This window comes from Bradyrhizobium sp. CSA207 (genome assembly GCF_029051685.1).
GTDB lineage: Bacteria > Pseudomonadota > Alphaproteobacteria > Rhizobiales > Xanthobacteraceae > Bradyrhizobium.
Genome location: NZ_JAACFT010000045.1, coordinates 1 through 13,001 on the forward strand (window position 1 = coordinate 1; position 13,001 = coordinate 13,001).

The window sequence follows — 13,001 nt, forward strand, 5'->3', positions numbered from 1 at the left end:
TAATCGTCCACACGTGGCGGAAGGAAGCTTGGCTGATCCCGGCTGATGCCGGTCTTGAAAGTGCGATTCGCCATGCCGAATCGTACCCTCGTTTGCTCAAATGAAGATGAAATTCTTGCCCAGTCTCTACGCTCCATCCGGGCTATGGGCTACACCTCGCCCGGCCTAGTCCGGCCGCACCATCTCGAACAAGTTTTCCGGCTTGATCTCAAAGTAGTCGCCGCGGCGCCCTGCACGGACGATGGGGCGGGCGGCGGCGGTCTGGTAGACGCCGTCCTTGATCATGGCCTTGTCGATATGGACGGCGACGACCTCGCCGAGCGTCAGCCAGGCGTCGGCTTCCTTGCCGTCGGCGCCCTTGAGGCGGACGATGTCGGAGACCTTGCACTCGAACGCGACCGGGCTCTCGCCGACGCGTGGCACGTTGACGAGCCTGCCGGGTACGGCGGTCAGCCCCGCGACCTCGAACTCGTCGACCTCAGGGGCGACATGCGCCGCGGTTGCGTTCATGTGCTTGGCCAAATCCATGGTGGCGAGATTCCAGACGAACTCCCCGGTCTGCTGGATGTTCGCGACCGTGTCCTTCCAGTTGGTGGAGGAGAAGCCGATGATCGGCGGCACGTAGCAGAATGCGTTGAAGAAGCTGTAGGGTGCGAGGTTGACGTGGCCCTTGGTGTCGCGCGACGAAATCCACCCGATCGGCCGCGGCGCGATGATGGCGTTGAAGGGATCGTGCTTGAGGCCGTGGCCCTTGGCGGGCTCGTAGAAGTGCAGGTCTTTGTCGGTCACGCCATTTTTCCTGGTCCTGGTAGCCCGGATGAAGCGAAGCGCAATCCGGGGCCGCAGCACAACGCTGAACCGACCCGGATTGCGCTTCGCTCCATCCGGGCTACGTCGGCCTGCTTATAGGAAAATTCCGCCGCCCGTCAGCGACGCGGCGACAAACCCGCAATGACGAAATCGATCATCTGGTCGATGGTCGGGCCCGGCTTGGTGGCGCACTGGGCGATCATCTGGGGGTGGAAGAAGCGCATCATGGCGGTGCAGGCGCACATCGAGGCAAGCTGCAGATCCGGCGCCTCGAACTCGCCGGAGGCGGCGCCTTGGGCGATCATCTGGCCGATCGCCGTGGTGATGAGCTCCATGTGGGCGACGCAGACGTCCCAGTCCTCCTGCATCGCGATCTCGACCATCTCATGCAGCTTGTTGTCGCCGACATAGCGCTCGGTGTTCATGCGATGGATGGTGGTCAGCAGCTCGCGGAAGCGCTCCAGCACCGGACCGGGCCTGGCCACGATCCGCTGCGCTTCCAGCTCGACCTCGCCCATCAGCGACCGGGCCACGGCCTGATGGATCGCCTTCTTCGATTCGAAGAAGCGATAGACATTGGCGGGGCTCATCTTGAGCTCCTTTGCAATGTCCCCGACCGTCGTCTTCTGGTAGCCGATCTGGCGGAACAGCCGCTCAGCCACCTCGAGAATGCGATCCCGGGTGTCGCCTTCGATATGCTCCGCAATCAGTGTCATTTGTCAGGACTCGTCAGTCAGCAGTGTTCATTTATTCAGCAGCTTCAGCAAGCGGAATTGCCGAATGGTCGTCACTCCCATGCTGCGGCGCGGGAGGCTGCGCCGCAGTACCGGCCTCATCGAGGCTCTTGCGGAACCACAGGGCATAGAGACCCGGCAGGTACAGCAGCGTGAGGAAGGTCGCAACGAACAAGCCGCCCATGATGGTGATCGCCATCGGGCCCCAGAACGCCGAGCGCGACAGCGGGATCATGGCGAGGATGGCGGCGAGCGCCGTCAGCACCACCGGACGGGCTCGGCGGACGGTTGCCTCCACGATCGCCTCGCGCCGTGTCAGGCCGTGGGAAACGTCGGTCTCGATCTGGTCGACCAGAATGACCGCGTTGCGCATGATCATGCCGGCGAGCGCGATCAGGCCGAGCAGCGCCACGAAGCCGAACGGGGCGTTGGCGACGTTAAGCCCCAAAGAGGCGCCGACGATGCCGAGCGGCGCGGTCAGGAACACCAGGATCAGGCGGGAGAAGCTCTGAAGCTGGAACATCAGAAGCGTCAGCATCACCATGACCATCAGCGGGAAGAGGATGAAGATCGAAGCATTGCCCTTGGCCGATTCCTCGAACGCACCGCCCGGCTCGATCCGGTAGGCCGGCTCGAGATAGTCCTTGATCGCCTGGAGCTTCGGCGTGATCTGGTTGGTGACGTCGGGCGCCTGCACGCCGTCGACGACGTCGGAGCGCACGGTGATCGCCATGTCGCGGTTGCGCCGCCACATGATCGGCTCCTCGTGGGAATATTCGATCTTGGCGATCTGCTGCAGCGGCACCGCGACGCCATTACGCGAAGTAATGGTGAGATCGCCGACGCCGCCGAGGTCGAGGCGTTCGGACGAGACTGCGCGGGCAACCACGCCGACCTTCTCGATGCCGTCCCGCACGGTCGTGACTTGTGCGCCCGAGATCAGCATCGCTAGCGCCTGCGAAACCTCCTGCGGGGTCAGGCCCATGGCGCGGGCCCGGTCCTGATCGACGACAAGCTTGAGGTAGGGCGACTGTTCGTTCCAGTCGAGCTGAACGTCCTTGACGCTCTTGTTCTGCCGCATGACGTCACGCACCTGGTAGGCGATCTCGCGCACCTTGTTGGCGTCGGGACCGATCACGCGGAACTGCACGGGGAAGCCGACCGGCGGACCGAAATTGAAGCGGTCGACGCGCACCCGCGCCTCCGTCAGCATGCCCTCGGCGACCGCGTTCTCGATCTTGGCCTTGACGCGCTCGCGCGCCTCGACGCCCTTGGCGACAATGACGATCTCGGCGAAGGCCTCATTCGGAAGCTGCGGGTTGAGGCCGAGCCAGAAGCGCGGCGAGCCCTGGCCGACGTAGGCGGTATAGGTGTCGATATCCTTGTCGTCCTTCAAAAGCGTCTCGGCCTTCTTCACCGCGTTTTCGGTGACGTTGAAGGCGGTGCCCTCGGGCAGACGGAGCTGGAGGAACAGCTCGGGCCGCTCCGACAGCGGGAAGAACTGCTGCTGGACGTGGCCGAAGCCGACGATCGAGGCGACGAAGACGCCGACGGTCGCGGCCACCACGGTGATGCGGTGGTTGACGCACCACTGCACGATGGCGCGCAGGCCGCGGTACATGCGGGTCTCGTAGACCGCGTGCGGATCGTGATTCTGGTGCACCTTGATATTGGGCAACAGCATGACGCCGATATAGGGCGTGAAGATCACCGCCACGAACCAGGAGGCGACCAGCGCGATCGCCACGATCCAGAAGATGCTGCCGGCATATTCGCCGACCGCGGAATTGGCAAAGCCGATGGGGAGGAAGCCAGCGGCCGTGACCAGCGTTCCCGTGAGCATCGGAAACGCAGTTGATTCCCAAGCAAACGAAGCCGCGCGAAAACGGTCCCAGCCCTGCTCCATCTTCACCACCATCATCTCAACGGCGATGATGGCGTCGTCGACGAGCAGGCCGAGCGCGATGATCAGCGCGCCCAGCGTAATGCGGTGCAGGTCGAGCGACATCGTGTTCATGACGATGAAGACGATGCCGAGCACCAGCGGCACCGACAGCGCGACCACGATGCCGGTGCGCCAGCCGAGCGCCAGGAACGACACGAACAACACGATAACCAGCGCTTCCATGAAGGAATGCACGAACTCGCCGACGGCGTGCTCGACCACCTTGGGCTGGTCGGCGATGAGCCGGACGTCGACGCCCTGCGGCACCGCCTTCATGAATTCAGCGGTCGCCTTCTCGACCTCCTTGCCGAGATCGAGAATGTTGGCGCCCTTGGCAGTGACGACGCCGATGCCGATCGCGGCCTTGCCTTCCTGGCGCACGACGAAGCTCGGCGGATCGACATAGCCGTGGGTGACGGTGGCGATATCGCCCAAGCGGAACACGCGGCCGTTACTCTCGACCGGGGTCTCGGCAACCGCCTTGGCGCCGTCGAGCGCACCGGTGACGCGCAGTGGCACGCGCTGCGACGAGGTCTCGACCGTGCCGGCCGGTGTCACGTTGTTCTGCTTAGCGAGCGAATCGAACAGGGCCTGCGGCGTGATGCCGAGGGTGGCGAGCTTGGCGTGCGAGAATTCAACGAAGATGCGCTCGTCCTGATTGCCATAGACGTCGACCTTGGTCACGCCCGGCACCTTCAGGAGGCGCTGACGGAATCCCTCCGACACTTTCTTGAGCTGCGCGTAATCGGCGCCGTCCCCGGTCATCATGTACAGGATGGAATCAACGTCGGAGAACTCGTCGTTGACGACGGGCCCCAGAATGCCAGCGGGCAGCTGGCCCTGCACGTCGACGAGCTTCTTGCGCAGCAGATAGAAGAGATACGGCACGTCCTTCGGCGGCGTGGAATCGCGGAAGGTGACCTGGAGCGCGGCAAAGGCGGGCTTGGAATAGGTCTGCACCTTCTCGAAGTAAGGCAGCTCCTGGAGCTTCTTCTCGATAGGATCGGCGACCTGGGTCTGCATCTCCTGCGCGGTCGCACCCGGCCAGATCACGGAGACGTTGACCACCTTCACCGTGAAGAACGGATCCTCGGCGCGGCCGAGCTTCTGATAGGAGAAGAAGCCGGCGGCACCGAGCACGATCATCAGAAACAGGACCAGCGTCGGATGGCTGACGGCCCAGGCCGAAAGATTAAAGCGCTTCATCGCACTCTCCGTAAGACGATCCAATCGCCAAAAAACCACAGCCACTCCGTTCAAACCCGTCATCGCGAGGCAGCGAAGCAATCCAGGGGGCTGGGCAGATTCTGGATCGCTTCGCCGCTTCAGCCTTCGCATTTGCGCGAGGGCCGAAACTCAGCTCGCAACGATGGAACTCTCAAAAACTTAGAAAGACAGTGACGACACGATCCGCACCTTCTGGCTCGGATCGAGCTTCTGCACGCCGAGGGCAACGATCTTGGAGCCCTCTTCCACGCCGCTGGTGATGACGACGTCGTTGCTCTCGTAGGACTTCACCACGACCGGCTTCAGCGTGACCGCGCCGTTGTCGTCGACGACGTAGAACGAGGGCTTGCCGCCTTCGTTGAACAGTGCCGACAGCGGCAGCCGCGCGACGCGCTCGGTTGCGGCGTCCGACAGCGTCAGGGTCGCGGTCATGCCGAGCGAAACCTTGTCGTCGGCCTCCGGAAGCGAGAATTTCGCGAGATAAGTGCGCGTGGCGGGATCCGCGGTGGGCGCGATCTCGCGCAGCTTGGCCGTATATTTCTTGCCCGGCTCCGACCAAAGAGTGACGCTGGCGGCGCCCGACTTGGCACGTCCGACCAGTGTCTCAGGAATCGCGACGACCGCTTCCTTCTCGGCAAAGCGGGCGACGCGGATCGAAGCCTGGCCCGCGGCGACCACCTGGCCGGGCTCGATCAGCGTTGCGGTGACGACGCCACGGGCGTCGGCGTTGAGCGTCGCGTAGGAAAGGGAATTCTTGGTCAGCTCGACCGCGCGCTCGGCCCGGTTCAGGCGCGCGCGGGCCTCGTCGGCGGCGGCGCGGCTCGAATCCATCTGGGCATCCGTGGTCCAGCCCTTGGCCTTCAGATCCTTGGCGCGCTGCTCGGCGGCGGCGGCTTGCGCCAGCACACCGGTCGCAGCCGTCAGCTCGGCCACGGACTGCTCGGCCTGGAGCTTGAGGTCGACCTCATCCAGGGTCGCGAGCGGCTGGCCGATCTCGACGGTCTGGCCGACTTCGACGAGGCGCCTGGCGACCTTGCCGGCGACGCGGAAACCGAGATCGCTCTCGATCCGGGGACGGACGGTGCCGACAAAGCTGCGCTCCGGTGTTTCGGCATCATAATGGGCGGTTGCGACCAGAACCGGCCGCGGCGGCTCGGCCTTTTGGGCCACGGTGTCATTGCACCCGGCCAGTGCAGCGGCCATCAATGCCAGCGATACACCTGCCAAGAGCTTGGAATAGCTCGATAAAACTGACCGAACGAACATCGGAGGACACTCCCGCACCTGCGTTGTGAAGAATGTCGACTAATCGCTGATGAAAGTCAATAATCGTCAGTCATCAGAAATCTGTGATCGCTAAGGGGTGGTGGCAGTTACGTTCGAGTGGCCAGACCCCTCTAATCGTGGTAGGTTACATGTAACTTATGGAGAGATTGATGTCCTCCCCTTCCAGACCAAAGTCGTCGCGGGTGAAGGTACGTGAGCATCGAGCGCGGCTCCGCGCACAAGGACTTCGGCCGATCCAGATATGGGTCCCCGATACCCGCTCGGCATTATTCAAGTTAGAAGCGCATCGGCAATCGCTCGCCGTCGCGACCAGCCCACATGCGTCCGAAGAACAGGCCTTCGTCGATGCCATCTCGGATTGGCCTAACGAGACAGAATAACCTGTGAATGGACCGCCGCGCAGCCGGCCTAGTCTACGGGCCCAGAACACTTTCTCACCCAGCTTCATCGTACGGTCGCGCCCATTGAAACCTGTCCGAACGCGGACGGATGCAAAAACACTGGAGCACTCGTAGGATGGCCATTCGTCAACGAATGGAGCGTGGCGAAATCTGGACTGTGGCTGCCAGGGACTACGCCGGAAAGCCACGTCCTGCAGTTATCGTGCAAGACGACGATTTCGACGCCACGGACTCGATCACAGTTTGCCCGTTAACCACTAACGAAACGGAAGCACCTCTGTTTCGATTGCAGATCAATCCGAACGAAAGCAACGGTCTTCGAGCCCCATCCCAGCTAATGGTCGACAAGATTACCACGGTGCCAAAAGCCAAGGTGGGAGCGCTGGTAGGGCGACTTGCCGACGAAGACCTCTTGCGCCTCAACCGCGCCATGCTGGTGTTTCTCGGATTGGCGAGTACACAAAGAACCGCTGCTAACAGCTAGATTGCCGCCATAGAATCTCGAGATTTCGGGGGACGCTTCGCGCGCCCCCCCGAATGATGGGCCGAACGCCTCGTCACCGCCGCTGCCCGGCGAACTCGTGCTTGCTCTCGTGGCCGCCGGCGAACACCATGATGCCGGCGATCAGCGGCAGCACCGCGAGCACCAACAGGCCGGTCGAGGTCTGGCCGGTGGCTTCCTTGACCCAGCCGATCAGGTATGGCCCGCCAAAGCCCGCGAGGTTGCCGATCGAGTTGATCAGCGCGATGGCGCCGGCTGCCGCCGTGCCAGAGAGCCAGGCGGTCGGCAGGGTCCAGAACACGCCGAAGCAGCAGAACACGCCGATCGCGGCGACCGTCAGCACCATCATCGTCATGGTGGGATCGGTGAGGTAGCTGGAGACGCCGAGCGCCACGGCGGTGAGCAGCAGCGGCGCGCCGACATGCATCACGCGCTCGCGCGTGGCATCGGAATGCCGCGCCCACAGGATCATGGCAATGGTGCCGAACAGATAGGGGATCGCGGTGACGAAGCCGGTCTGGGCGTTGCTGAGGCCGAACGCCTTGACGATCTGCGGCAGCCAGAACTGCATGCCATAGAGCGCACCGACGAAGCCGAAATAGACCAGGCTCAGCATGATCACCTTCGGCGACGACAGCGCCTCGCCGAGCGACAAGTGCTTCACCGCCTGCTTGGCGGCAATCTCGGAATCGAGCTTCGTCTTGAGCCAGGCTTTCTGCTCGGCCGAGAGCCAGTCCGCCTTCTCCGGCCTGTCGGTGAGATAGAACCAGGTGACGATGCCGAGCAGCACCGACGGGACGCCCTCGATGATGAACAGCCACTGCCAGCCCTTCAGGCCCATCGCGCCGTCCAGTCCAAGCAACAGGCCCGAGACCGGCGCGCCAATCACCGTCGAGACCGGGACGGCGACCGCGAAGGCGGCGAGGAAGCGGGCCCGATATTCAGCCGGGTACCAATAAGTGAGATAAAGGATGATGCCGGGGAAGAAGCCGGCTTCGGCGATGCCGAGCAGGAAGCGCAGGATGTAGAAGCTCCACTCGCCCGAGACCGTCGCCATCAGCGCCGAGATGATGCCCCAGGTCACCATGATGCGCGCGATCCAGCGACTGGCACCGAACTTCTCCAGGGCCAGATTGCTCGGTACCTCGAAGATGAAATAACCGATGAAGAAGATGCCGGCGCCCCAGGAGAAGATCAGCGGCGTGAATTTCAGCTCCGCATTCATGGTCAGCGCGGCGAAGCCGAGATTGACGCGGTCGAGATAGGAGAAGAAGTAGGCCAGCACCAGGAACGGAATCAGGCGCAAGGAAATGGCGCGGATGGTCGAGGTTTCGATTGCGCTTTTTGCGACGCCGGCAGAACCGGCAAAGGTCGTGGTCTGGCTCATGGCTTCTCCCCCCTGGGTTGTTGCTTTTATGGGCTGAGAGGCGGTTTTGAGCATCGCGAACAAAGAGTCAATGGAGCGAGCAATGCGCGGGGCGCAACCGAATAAACCTGTTGCGCCGTTGCAAACATCCCTGATCCGCGCCGGGCTCGCCCTCGCGGTGATCGCCTGCGGGCTGGGCTTGCGCTGGTACGGCTTTCAGCTCGGCTTTCCAGCCTTCGTCGTGAAGTACGGCGGCTCGCTGTTGTGGGCGACCATGGTGTTCCTGCTGGTCGGCGCTTTGCTGCCACGGCTGACGCGAAACCAACTCACTGCTATCGCTGTGGCGATCGCGATCGTCGTCGAGTTCTCTCGCCTGGTGCATGCGCCCTGGCTCGACGCGTTTCGGCTGACGACGGCCGGCGCGCTGCTCATGGGGCGCATCTTCTCGCTGTGGAATTTGGTGGCGTATGCGATCGGGATTGTGTTTGGCGTCTGGATCGATCGACTCGGCGCGCTGCGTAGGGTGGGTTAGCGAAGCAAAATAATTTTCAGATACGCGGTGTGACGGCCTGATACGGTGTGGGACTAGGAAACCCTGTAGTTATAGGCTTTTCGGCGTATCTCGCCCCTATCTTGCCGTCTCTCAGCGTACCGTAGTGTATCGCCATTTTTGTTAGCGCACGCTAACAGCAGCCCTGAGAGACGTCATCATGAAAGCGAAGCTAACCGACACCGGCATCCGGTCCTACCAGCCGCGCGCCGCCCAGTACTCCATCGGAGACGCCGCCTGTCCCGGCCTGTGCATCCGGATCACACCCGGAGGCGTCAAGACGTTCGCCTTCGCCTACCGCAACAAGGGTACGGGCAAGGTCACTTGGCTCACGCTCGGCCGCTACCCGGACGTGCCGCTGTCCAGAGCGCGCGAAATCGCGAACGACGCCCGCAAGACCGTCGCGGGTGGCGGCACACCGCTGACGCCCAAGATCGAGCGCGCCGAGGCGGAAAAAAAAACTAAGACCTATGCCGACGTCGTCGTGCTCTACCACGACGCCAAGCTCGTCGCGCTCCGCTCCGGGAAGAAGACCCGCCAGACGCTGGAGCGCGTCGGCCGCGTCTACGGCTGGGACGACCGGCCGCTGTCGTCGATAACCGACGACGACGCCGCCAAAATGTTGCACCACATCGCCGTCAAGCGGGGCAAGAAGGCAGCGGCGAACCAAACCAAGCACATCCTCCACACGATGTTCAAATGGGCGAAGCAGCCCGGCCAAAAGTTCGTGACGGTCAATCCGTTCGCCGATCTTGCCGCGCCCGGCGGTGCCAAGGTCGCCCGAAGGCGCTTCCTGAGCGCCGCCGAGATCCGGCAGCTCTGGAACGCGCTCGACGAGCCGGAACGGTTCAAGGTGTCACCGGACGCCGCGACCGCCCTGCGGCTGATTCTCGTCACGGCGGCCCGGCCCGGCATGGTGGCGGGCATGGTCGGTGGCGAGCTGCGCGACCTGACCGGGCCGAGCGAGCACGGTCCGCACTGGTCGCTGTCCGCAGAGCGCATGAAGGCCGGGAGCCCGTTCATCACGCCGCTCACCGGCTTGGCGCTCGAACTGCTGAGGCCGTACCTCCAGCGCGATCCGGAAGCGCGGCTGTTCAAGCTTGGCGGACGGCAGCAGTTGCACGAAGCGGCGAAGCGCATCGTCGAGGGGCTTAAGATGGAGCGATGGACGCCGCACGATTTGCGCAGAACCAGCGCGACGGTCTTGGACCGGGCGGGCTACTCGCTTGAAGAGATCGGCGCGCTGCTCGCGCACACCCGCAAGGGTGTGACGGCGGTCTACGCGCGGTGGGACAAGTTCGACCTTCGGCGCGAGATGGCGATGGTGATCGAGCGGTCATTGCGCGAGACGCTGACCGAAAGGCCGGAAGCCGCACAACTCGCCGCTTGATCCGGCGTCCATTTAAGCAGCCCGGTCAGCAGGAAGCTGGCCGGGCTTTTTCTTTTTTGATATTATTTTCTCATGAGCCCAATGACCAAGATCCTGCTCGCGCTGCTGACGCTCGCGCTGCTGACCGGCGCAGCCTCGGCGCAGTCGCGCACGCAAAATGAGGTAATCGGTACGTGTGGAGGTATTCTGCATCTGGATAAGTCAGGCCTATGGGTGGGTGACTCCAAAGCAGAAATAGCCGAAGATCTTCCTTGCTTCATCACACTATCGGAAGGGAAAAGGGTGCTGTCCGTATGCGCCATCGGGAGGTGGTGTGAAGTTGCCGGTGTGATTGATGGCAACTGCGAGCCCAGCAAGTGTGAGATAAGTAAGGTCACCTCCGTCAGCAGAAAGATAAAGCGATGAAGTCCCTCATGATCGCACTGGCCGCGCTCGCGATGCTGACCGGGGCAGCCTCGGCGCAGTCGAAGCGGTTCTACGATGCCTCCGGACGGAGCGTCGGCACTTCGTCGACCGACAGCGCCGGGACGGTCACGAACTACGACAGCCGTGGCCGGGTCATTAGTCGCGAGACCACCAGTGGCAGCTCGACGACGGTCTATGATGCACGCGGTCGCGTCATTGGCAGGCGACAATGACGACGTACCCGCGCAAAAAATCACTTTCGGCGAAATGCGCGAATCCGGCGTGCGAAGCTAGTGCCATAGCGAGCGTGCCCCACGCGCGGTGCTCAAAAAAGCAGAATGTGTGCATGCGCAGAGCAGCGTCAGATCGAGCCATCGTCCCCAACCGTGTCCGGCTTCTTGACCGGCGTCGGTTTGTTGCCGAACGGCTGCGGCGTTGGCGAACGGCTGCGGCGCGTCGGCAGCGATCTGGTCGATGGACGTGGCGCAGCGGCCGAACATGCTGGCAGCGGCGCGGCTGCCCTGCATGTTGACTTCGAACGGCAGTTGCGTGCCCTGATCGAAGCCAACCACCATCTTTCTGGCGGTCTTGGACAGGTCGATGAAGTCAGCCTCCGTTCCCGCCTTGATGGTGAATTCGACGTAACCGGTGCCGTCCTTGTGCATGCTGCCGAACCTGAGCGCCGGAAACCGCTGGCTGTTGTCGAACGTCAGATAGCCGGGGATCTCGGTGCCGTGCGGGATCGACCAGCCATCCTTGTAAATCTGGATGAAGATTTCACCGCCGCTGGAATACTTCACCATCAGCGACGAGCCGCGCCCGAGCACCAGCATGCCGCACATCGGTTTGCCGTCGCTGTTCTTGGTGATGTAGGTTTGCCACGCGCCGCTCTTCTGCAGGACGGTAGCGGCTTGTGCGGTGGTTGCCATCAGCAGCATGGCTGCGGCGGCGAGTAGAGATCGTTTCATTGGTCTGGTGTTGCTCCTGTTGTCAGTTCTGATCGCTCACTTGGCTGCAAGCGTGCCGTTCTTGCCGAACAGCGGCATGAAGCAGCCCATGTAGTCCTTGATTTCAAACTGCACGGTGACCGTCTGCCCCTTGTCGAACTGCATGAGATCAACGCTGGAATCCATCTCGACATCGAAGTCGCTGCCTATTGAGCGACTGCCCGGCGTCTGGAGCCAGAGCTTCCCGTTCTTGACGTCGTGAACCTTGCCGGTCCACGTCACGGTGCGCCCGCGATACTTGGTGTTGAAGATGAGATCCTTCTTGATGTCTGTGGCCGAGCCCTTGCAGCCGATCTCGCTGTCGATCTGCGCGTAGGTCGCCGATGATGTTTCGGCAAACGCTGGAGCCGCCAATGACACCAGAACGGCGGCGGTCGAAAGTAACGACTTCATTTTTCAGTTCTCTCTCTTGTTGTTTGTGAAGATCCGGGATGGCGCTTCGGGCTGCGCACCGCGATGCGCAGGGACGAAACGTCAGTTGTCTTCGCCTTCCTGAATGCCGCCGGGGTGGATGAGATATTCGAAGCGGCGGCTCACTTGTTCGTTCAGCTCGACAGCCTCCTGCGGCTCATCGCCATCGGGCACGTAGCCGACAGATGCGCGGAGTAGCCCACCGATCACGCGGCTCAGTTCGGCCTTGCTGATCTCGTCTTTCTCGATAGCTATCGAAGTGACGAACAAGATGTGTTCAAGGCAATGCATTGATGATGGTCCTTCGTTTGTGATCGCCGCAGCATTGATCCGGGGCTGCTGCAAACCCGGTCGTGAAAGTTGGCCTCGCAGGCGACCGCCGCCGCGCTGGCGGTTCCAGCCTATGAAGCGATTGGGCCGATAGTCACGCTCGATGAGCAGGCATTCCGCGCGGGTCTGCGCGGTGTGTAGGATTTCCAAGACGCAGTCATCCCGTAACAGCCGGGTGACGCGGCGGTGATCCCTCGTTCTTCGCGTGGCATCGTCGGTGACGCCGATGTAGCCGTGCAGAAATGGATCGATACAGCTCGCGTCCCTGATCCAGTAGACGTGGTGAGGCACTGGTTCAGCTCCGGTTGGATCTCTGATAGCTGGCCAGCTCGCGCTTGATGTCCTTGACGCGCTGCTCGATCTCCCACTCGTCGTTGGTCGGCGGCAACGGGGGCGGCGGCGGCAGGGGACCAGCGCCGAGCGCTGTCAGGATCTCGTCGTGCCGCTGCTTCTCCAGCGCCAGTTTTTTCAGGTTGGTCAGGCAGAGCACCAGTATGAGCCCGAGCAGCGGCGACAGCAGCAGGGCCGAGAGGAAGAACCAGCCCCAGCCGTTGCGTCCGCGCGAGTTGGCGACGACGCCGACGATGATGGCGAGCGTGAACCAGAAGATGAAAAGTAACATTCGGAAATTTGCTC

Annotated in this window: 15 protein-coding genes; 6 read left to right on the forward strand and 9 right to left on the reverse strand. The window is 62.6% G+C overall.

Annotated elements, in window-relative coordinates:
* Window positions 1–165: 165 nt before the first annotated feature.
* From GWG65_RS35105 to GWG65_RS35120, 4 genes are all read right to left on the reverse strand, one after another.
* A complete protein-coding gene (locus GWG65_RS35105; protein ID WP_275199997.1) occupies window positions 166–789 on the reverse strand; it encodes a flavin reductase family protein in 624 nt (207 codons plus the stop codon).
* A gap of 137 nt (window positions 790–926) precedes the next feature.
* Window positions 927–1,526, reverse strand: a complete 600-nt coding sequence (locus tag GWG65_RS35110) for a TetR family transcriptional regulator (RefSeq protein ID WP_275199998.1) — start codon at window positions 1,524–1,526, stop codon at window positions 927–929.
* A gap of 31 nt (window positions 1,527–1,557) precedes the next feature.
* Entirely contained in the window at window positions 1,558–4,695 is a 3,138-nt protein-coding gene (locus tag GWG65_RS35115; RefSeq protein WP_275199999.1) for an efflux RND transporter permease subunit, read from the reverse strand.
* A gap of 180 nt (window positions 4,696–4,875) precedes the next feature.
* Window positions 4,876–5,982 carry an efflux RND transporter periplasmic adaptor subunit gene (locus GWG65_RS35120; RefSeq protein WP_275200000.1) on the reverse strand — a complete coding sequence of 369 codons (1,107 nt, stop codon included), beginning with the start codon at window positions 5,980–5,982 and terminating at the stop codon, window positions 4,876–4,878.
* 170 nt (window positions 5,983–6,152) lie between these two features.
* Between GWG65_RS35120 and GWG65_RS35125 the strand changes: the two genes are divergently transcribed.
* Both GWG65_RS35125 and GWG65_RS35130 read left to right on the forward strand, forming a co-directional pair.
* Window positions 6,153–6,383: an antitoxin MazE family protein gene (locus GWG65_RS35125; RefSeq protein WP_275200001.1), complete on the forward strand. Its 231-nt coding sequence runs from the start codon at window positions 6,153–6,155 to the stop codon at window positions 6,381–6,383.
* A gap of 154 nt (window positions 6,384–6,537) precedes the next feature.
* On the forward strand, window positions 6,538–6,888 hold the full coding sequence (locus tag GWG65_RS35130) for a type II toxin-antitoxin system PemK/MazF family toxin (RefSeq protein ID WP_275200074.1): 351 nt from the start codon (window positions 6,538–6,540) through the stop codon (window positions 6,886–6,888).
* Between the two features lie 73 nt (window positions 6,889–6,961).
* Here GWG65_RS35130 and GWG65_RS35135 read toward each other — a convergent pair whose 3' ends face one another.
* Complete coding sequence (locus GWG65_RS35135; RefSeq protein WP_275200002.1) at window positions 6,962–8,293, reverse strand: MFS transporter; 1,332 nt, start codon at window positions 8,291–8,293, stop codon at window positions 6,962–6,964.
* An 82-nt stretch (window positions 8,294–8,375) separates the two neighbouring features.
* Between GWG65_RS35135 and GWG65_RS35140 the strand changes: the two genes are divergently transcribed.
* The 4 genes from GWG65_RS35140 to GWG65_RS35155 all read left to right on the forward strand — a co-directional run bounded on the left by GWG65_RS35140 (window position 8,376) and on the right by GWG65_RS35155 (window position 10,850).
* Window positions 8,376–8,804, forward strand: a complete 429-nt coding sequence (locus GWG65_RS35140) for a DUF2809 domain-containing protein (RefSeq protein WP_275200075.1) — start codon at window positions 8,376–8,378, stop codon at window positions 8,802–8,804.
* A gap of 178 nt (window positions 8,805–8,982) precedes the next feature.
* A complete protein-coding gene (locus GWG65_RS35145) occupies window positions 8,983–10,212 on the forward strand; it encodes an integrase family protein (RefSeq protein ID WP_275200003.1) in 1,230 nt (409 codons plus the stop codon).
* A gap of 81 nt (window positions 10,213–10,293) precedes the next feature.
* Entirely contained in the window at window positions 10,294–10,617 is a 324-nt protein-coding gene (locus GWG65_RS35150; RefSeq protein ID WP_275200004.1) for a hypothetical protein, read from the forward strand.
* On the forward strand, window positions 10,614–10,850 hold the full coding sequence (locus GWG65_RS35155) for a hypothetical protein (RefSeq protein WP_275200005.1): 237 nt from the start codon (window positions 10,614–10,616) through the stop codon (window positions 10,848–10,850). The genes GWG65_RS35150 and GWG65_RS35155 overlap by 4 nt, the downstream gene beginning before the upstream one ends.
* Window positions 10,851–10,907: 57 nt before the next feature.
* Here the strand turns inward: GWG65_RS35155 and GWG65_RS35160 are convergent, their stop codons facing one another.
* The 4 genes from GWG65_RS35160 to GWG65_RS35175 form a co-directional block, all read right to left on the reverse strand.
* Complete coding sequence (locus GWG65_RS35160) at window positions 10,908–11,555, reverse strand: hypothetical protein (protein WP_275200006.1); 648 nt, start codon at window positions 11,553–11,555, stop codon at window positions 10,908–10,910.
* A gap of 66 nt (window positions 11,556–11,621) precedes the next feature.
* Window positions 11,622–12,017: a hypothetical protein gene (locus tag GWG65_RS35165; RefSeq protein WP_275200007.1), complete on the reverse strand. Its 396-nt coding sequence runs from the start codon at window positions 12,015–12,017 to the stop codon at window positions 11,622–11,624.
* A gap of 81 nt (window positions 12,018–12,098) precedes the next feature.
* Window positions 12,099–12,656 carry a hypothetical protein gene (locus GWG65_RS35170; protein ID WP_275200008.1) on the reverse strand — a complete coding sequence of 186 codons (558 nt, stop codon included), beginning with the start codon at window positions 12,654–12,656 and terminating at the stop codon, window positions 12,099–12,101.
* A 4-nt stretch (window positions 12,657–12,660) separates the two neighbouring features.
* Window positions 12,661–12,987: a hypothetical protein gene (locus tag GWG65_RS35175; protein ID WP_275200009.1), complete on the reverse strand. Its 327-nt coding sequence runs from the start codon at window positions 12,985–12,987 to the stop codon at window positions 12,661–12,663.
* Window positions 12,988–13,001 lie beyond the last annotated feature (14 nt).

Bases quoted from the DNA above. Each gene is read 5' to 3' on its own strand.
- GWG65_RS35110 (WP_275199998.1), bottom strand. From the start codon at position 1,526: ATGACACTGATTGCGGAGCATATCGAAGGCGACACCCGGGATCGCATT.
- GWG65_RS35115 (WP_275199999.1), bottom strand. From the start codon at position 4,695: ATGAAGCGCTTTAATCTTTCGGCCTGGGCCGTCAGCCATCCGACGCTG.
- GWG65_RS35120 (WP_275200000.1), bottom strand. From the start codon at position 5,982: ATGTTCGTTCGGTCAGTTTTATCGAGCTATTCCAAGCTCTTGGCAGGT.
- GWG65_RS35125 (WP_275200001.1), top strand. From the start codon at position 6,153: ATGTCCTCCCCTTCCAGACCAAAGTCGTCGCGGGTGAAGGTACGTGAG.
- GWG65_RS35130 (WP_275200074.1), top strand. From the start codon at position 6,538: ATGGAGCGTGGCGAAATCTGGACTGTGGCTGCCAGGGACTACGCCGGA.
- GWG65_RS35135 (WP_275200002.1), bottom strand. From the start codon at position 8,293: ATGAGCCAGACCACGACCTTTGCCGGTTCTGCCGGCGTCGCAAAAAGC.
- GWG65_RS35140 (WP_275200075.1), top strand. From the start codon at position 8,376: ATGCGCGGGGCGCAACCGAATAAACCTGTTGCGCCGTTGCAAACATCC.
- GWG65_RS35145 (WP_275200003.1), top strand. From the start codon at position 8,983: ATGAAAGCGAAGCTAACCGACACCGGCATCCGGTCCTACCAGCCGCGC.
- GWG65_RS35150 (WP_275200004.1), top strand. From the start codon at position 10,294: ATGACCAAGATCCTGCTCGCGCTGCTGACGCTCGCGCTGCTGACCGGC.
- GWG65_RS35155 (WP_275200005.1), top strand. From the start codon at position 10,614: ATGAAGTCCCTCATGATCGCACTGGCCGCGCTCGCGATGCTGACCGGG.
- GWG65_RS35160 (WP_275200006.1), bottom strand. From the start codon at position 11,555: ATGCTGCTGATGGCAACCACCGCACAAGCCGCTACCGTCCTGCAGAAG.
- GWG65_RS35165 (WP_275200007.1), bottom strand. From the start codon at position 12,017: ATGAAGTCGTTACTTTCGACCGCCGCCGTTCTGGTGTCATTGGCGGCT.
- GWG65_RS35175 (WP_275200009.1), bottom strand. From the start codon at position 12,987: ATGTTACTTTTCATCTTCTGGTTCACGCTCGCCATCATCGTCGGCGTC.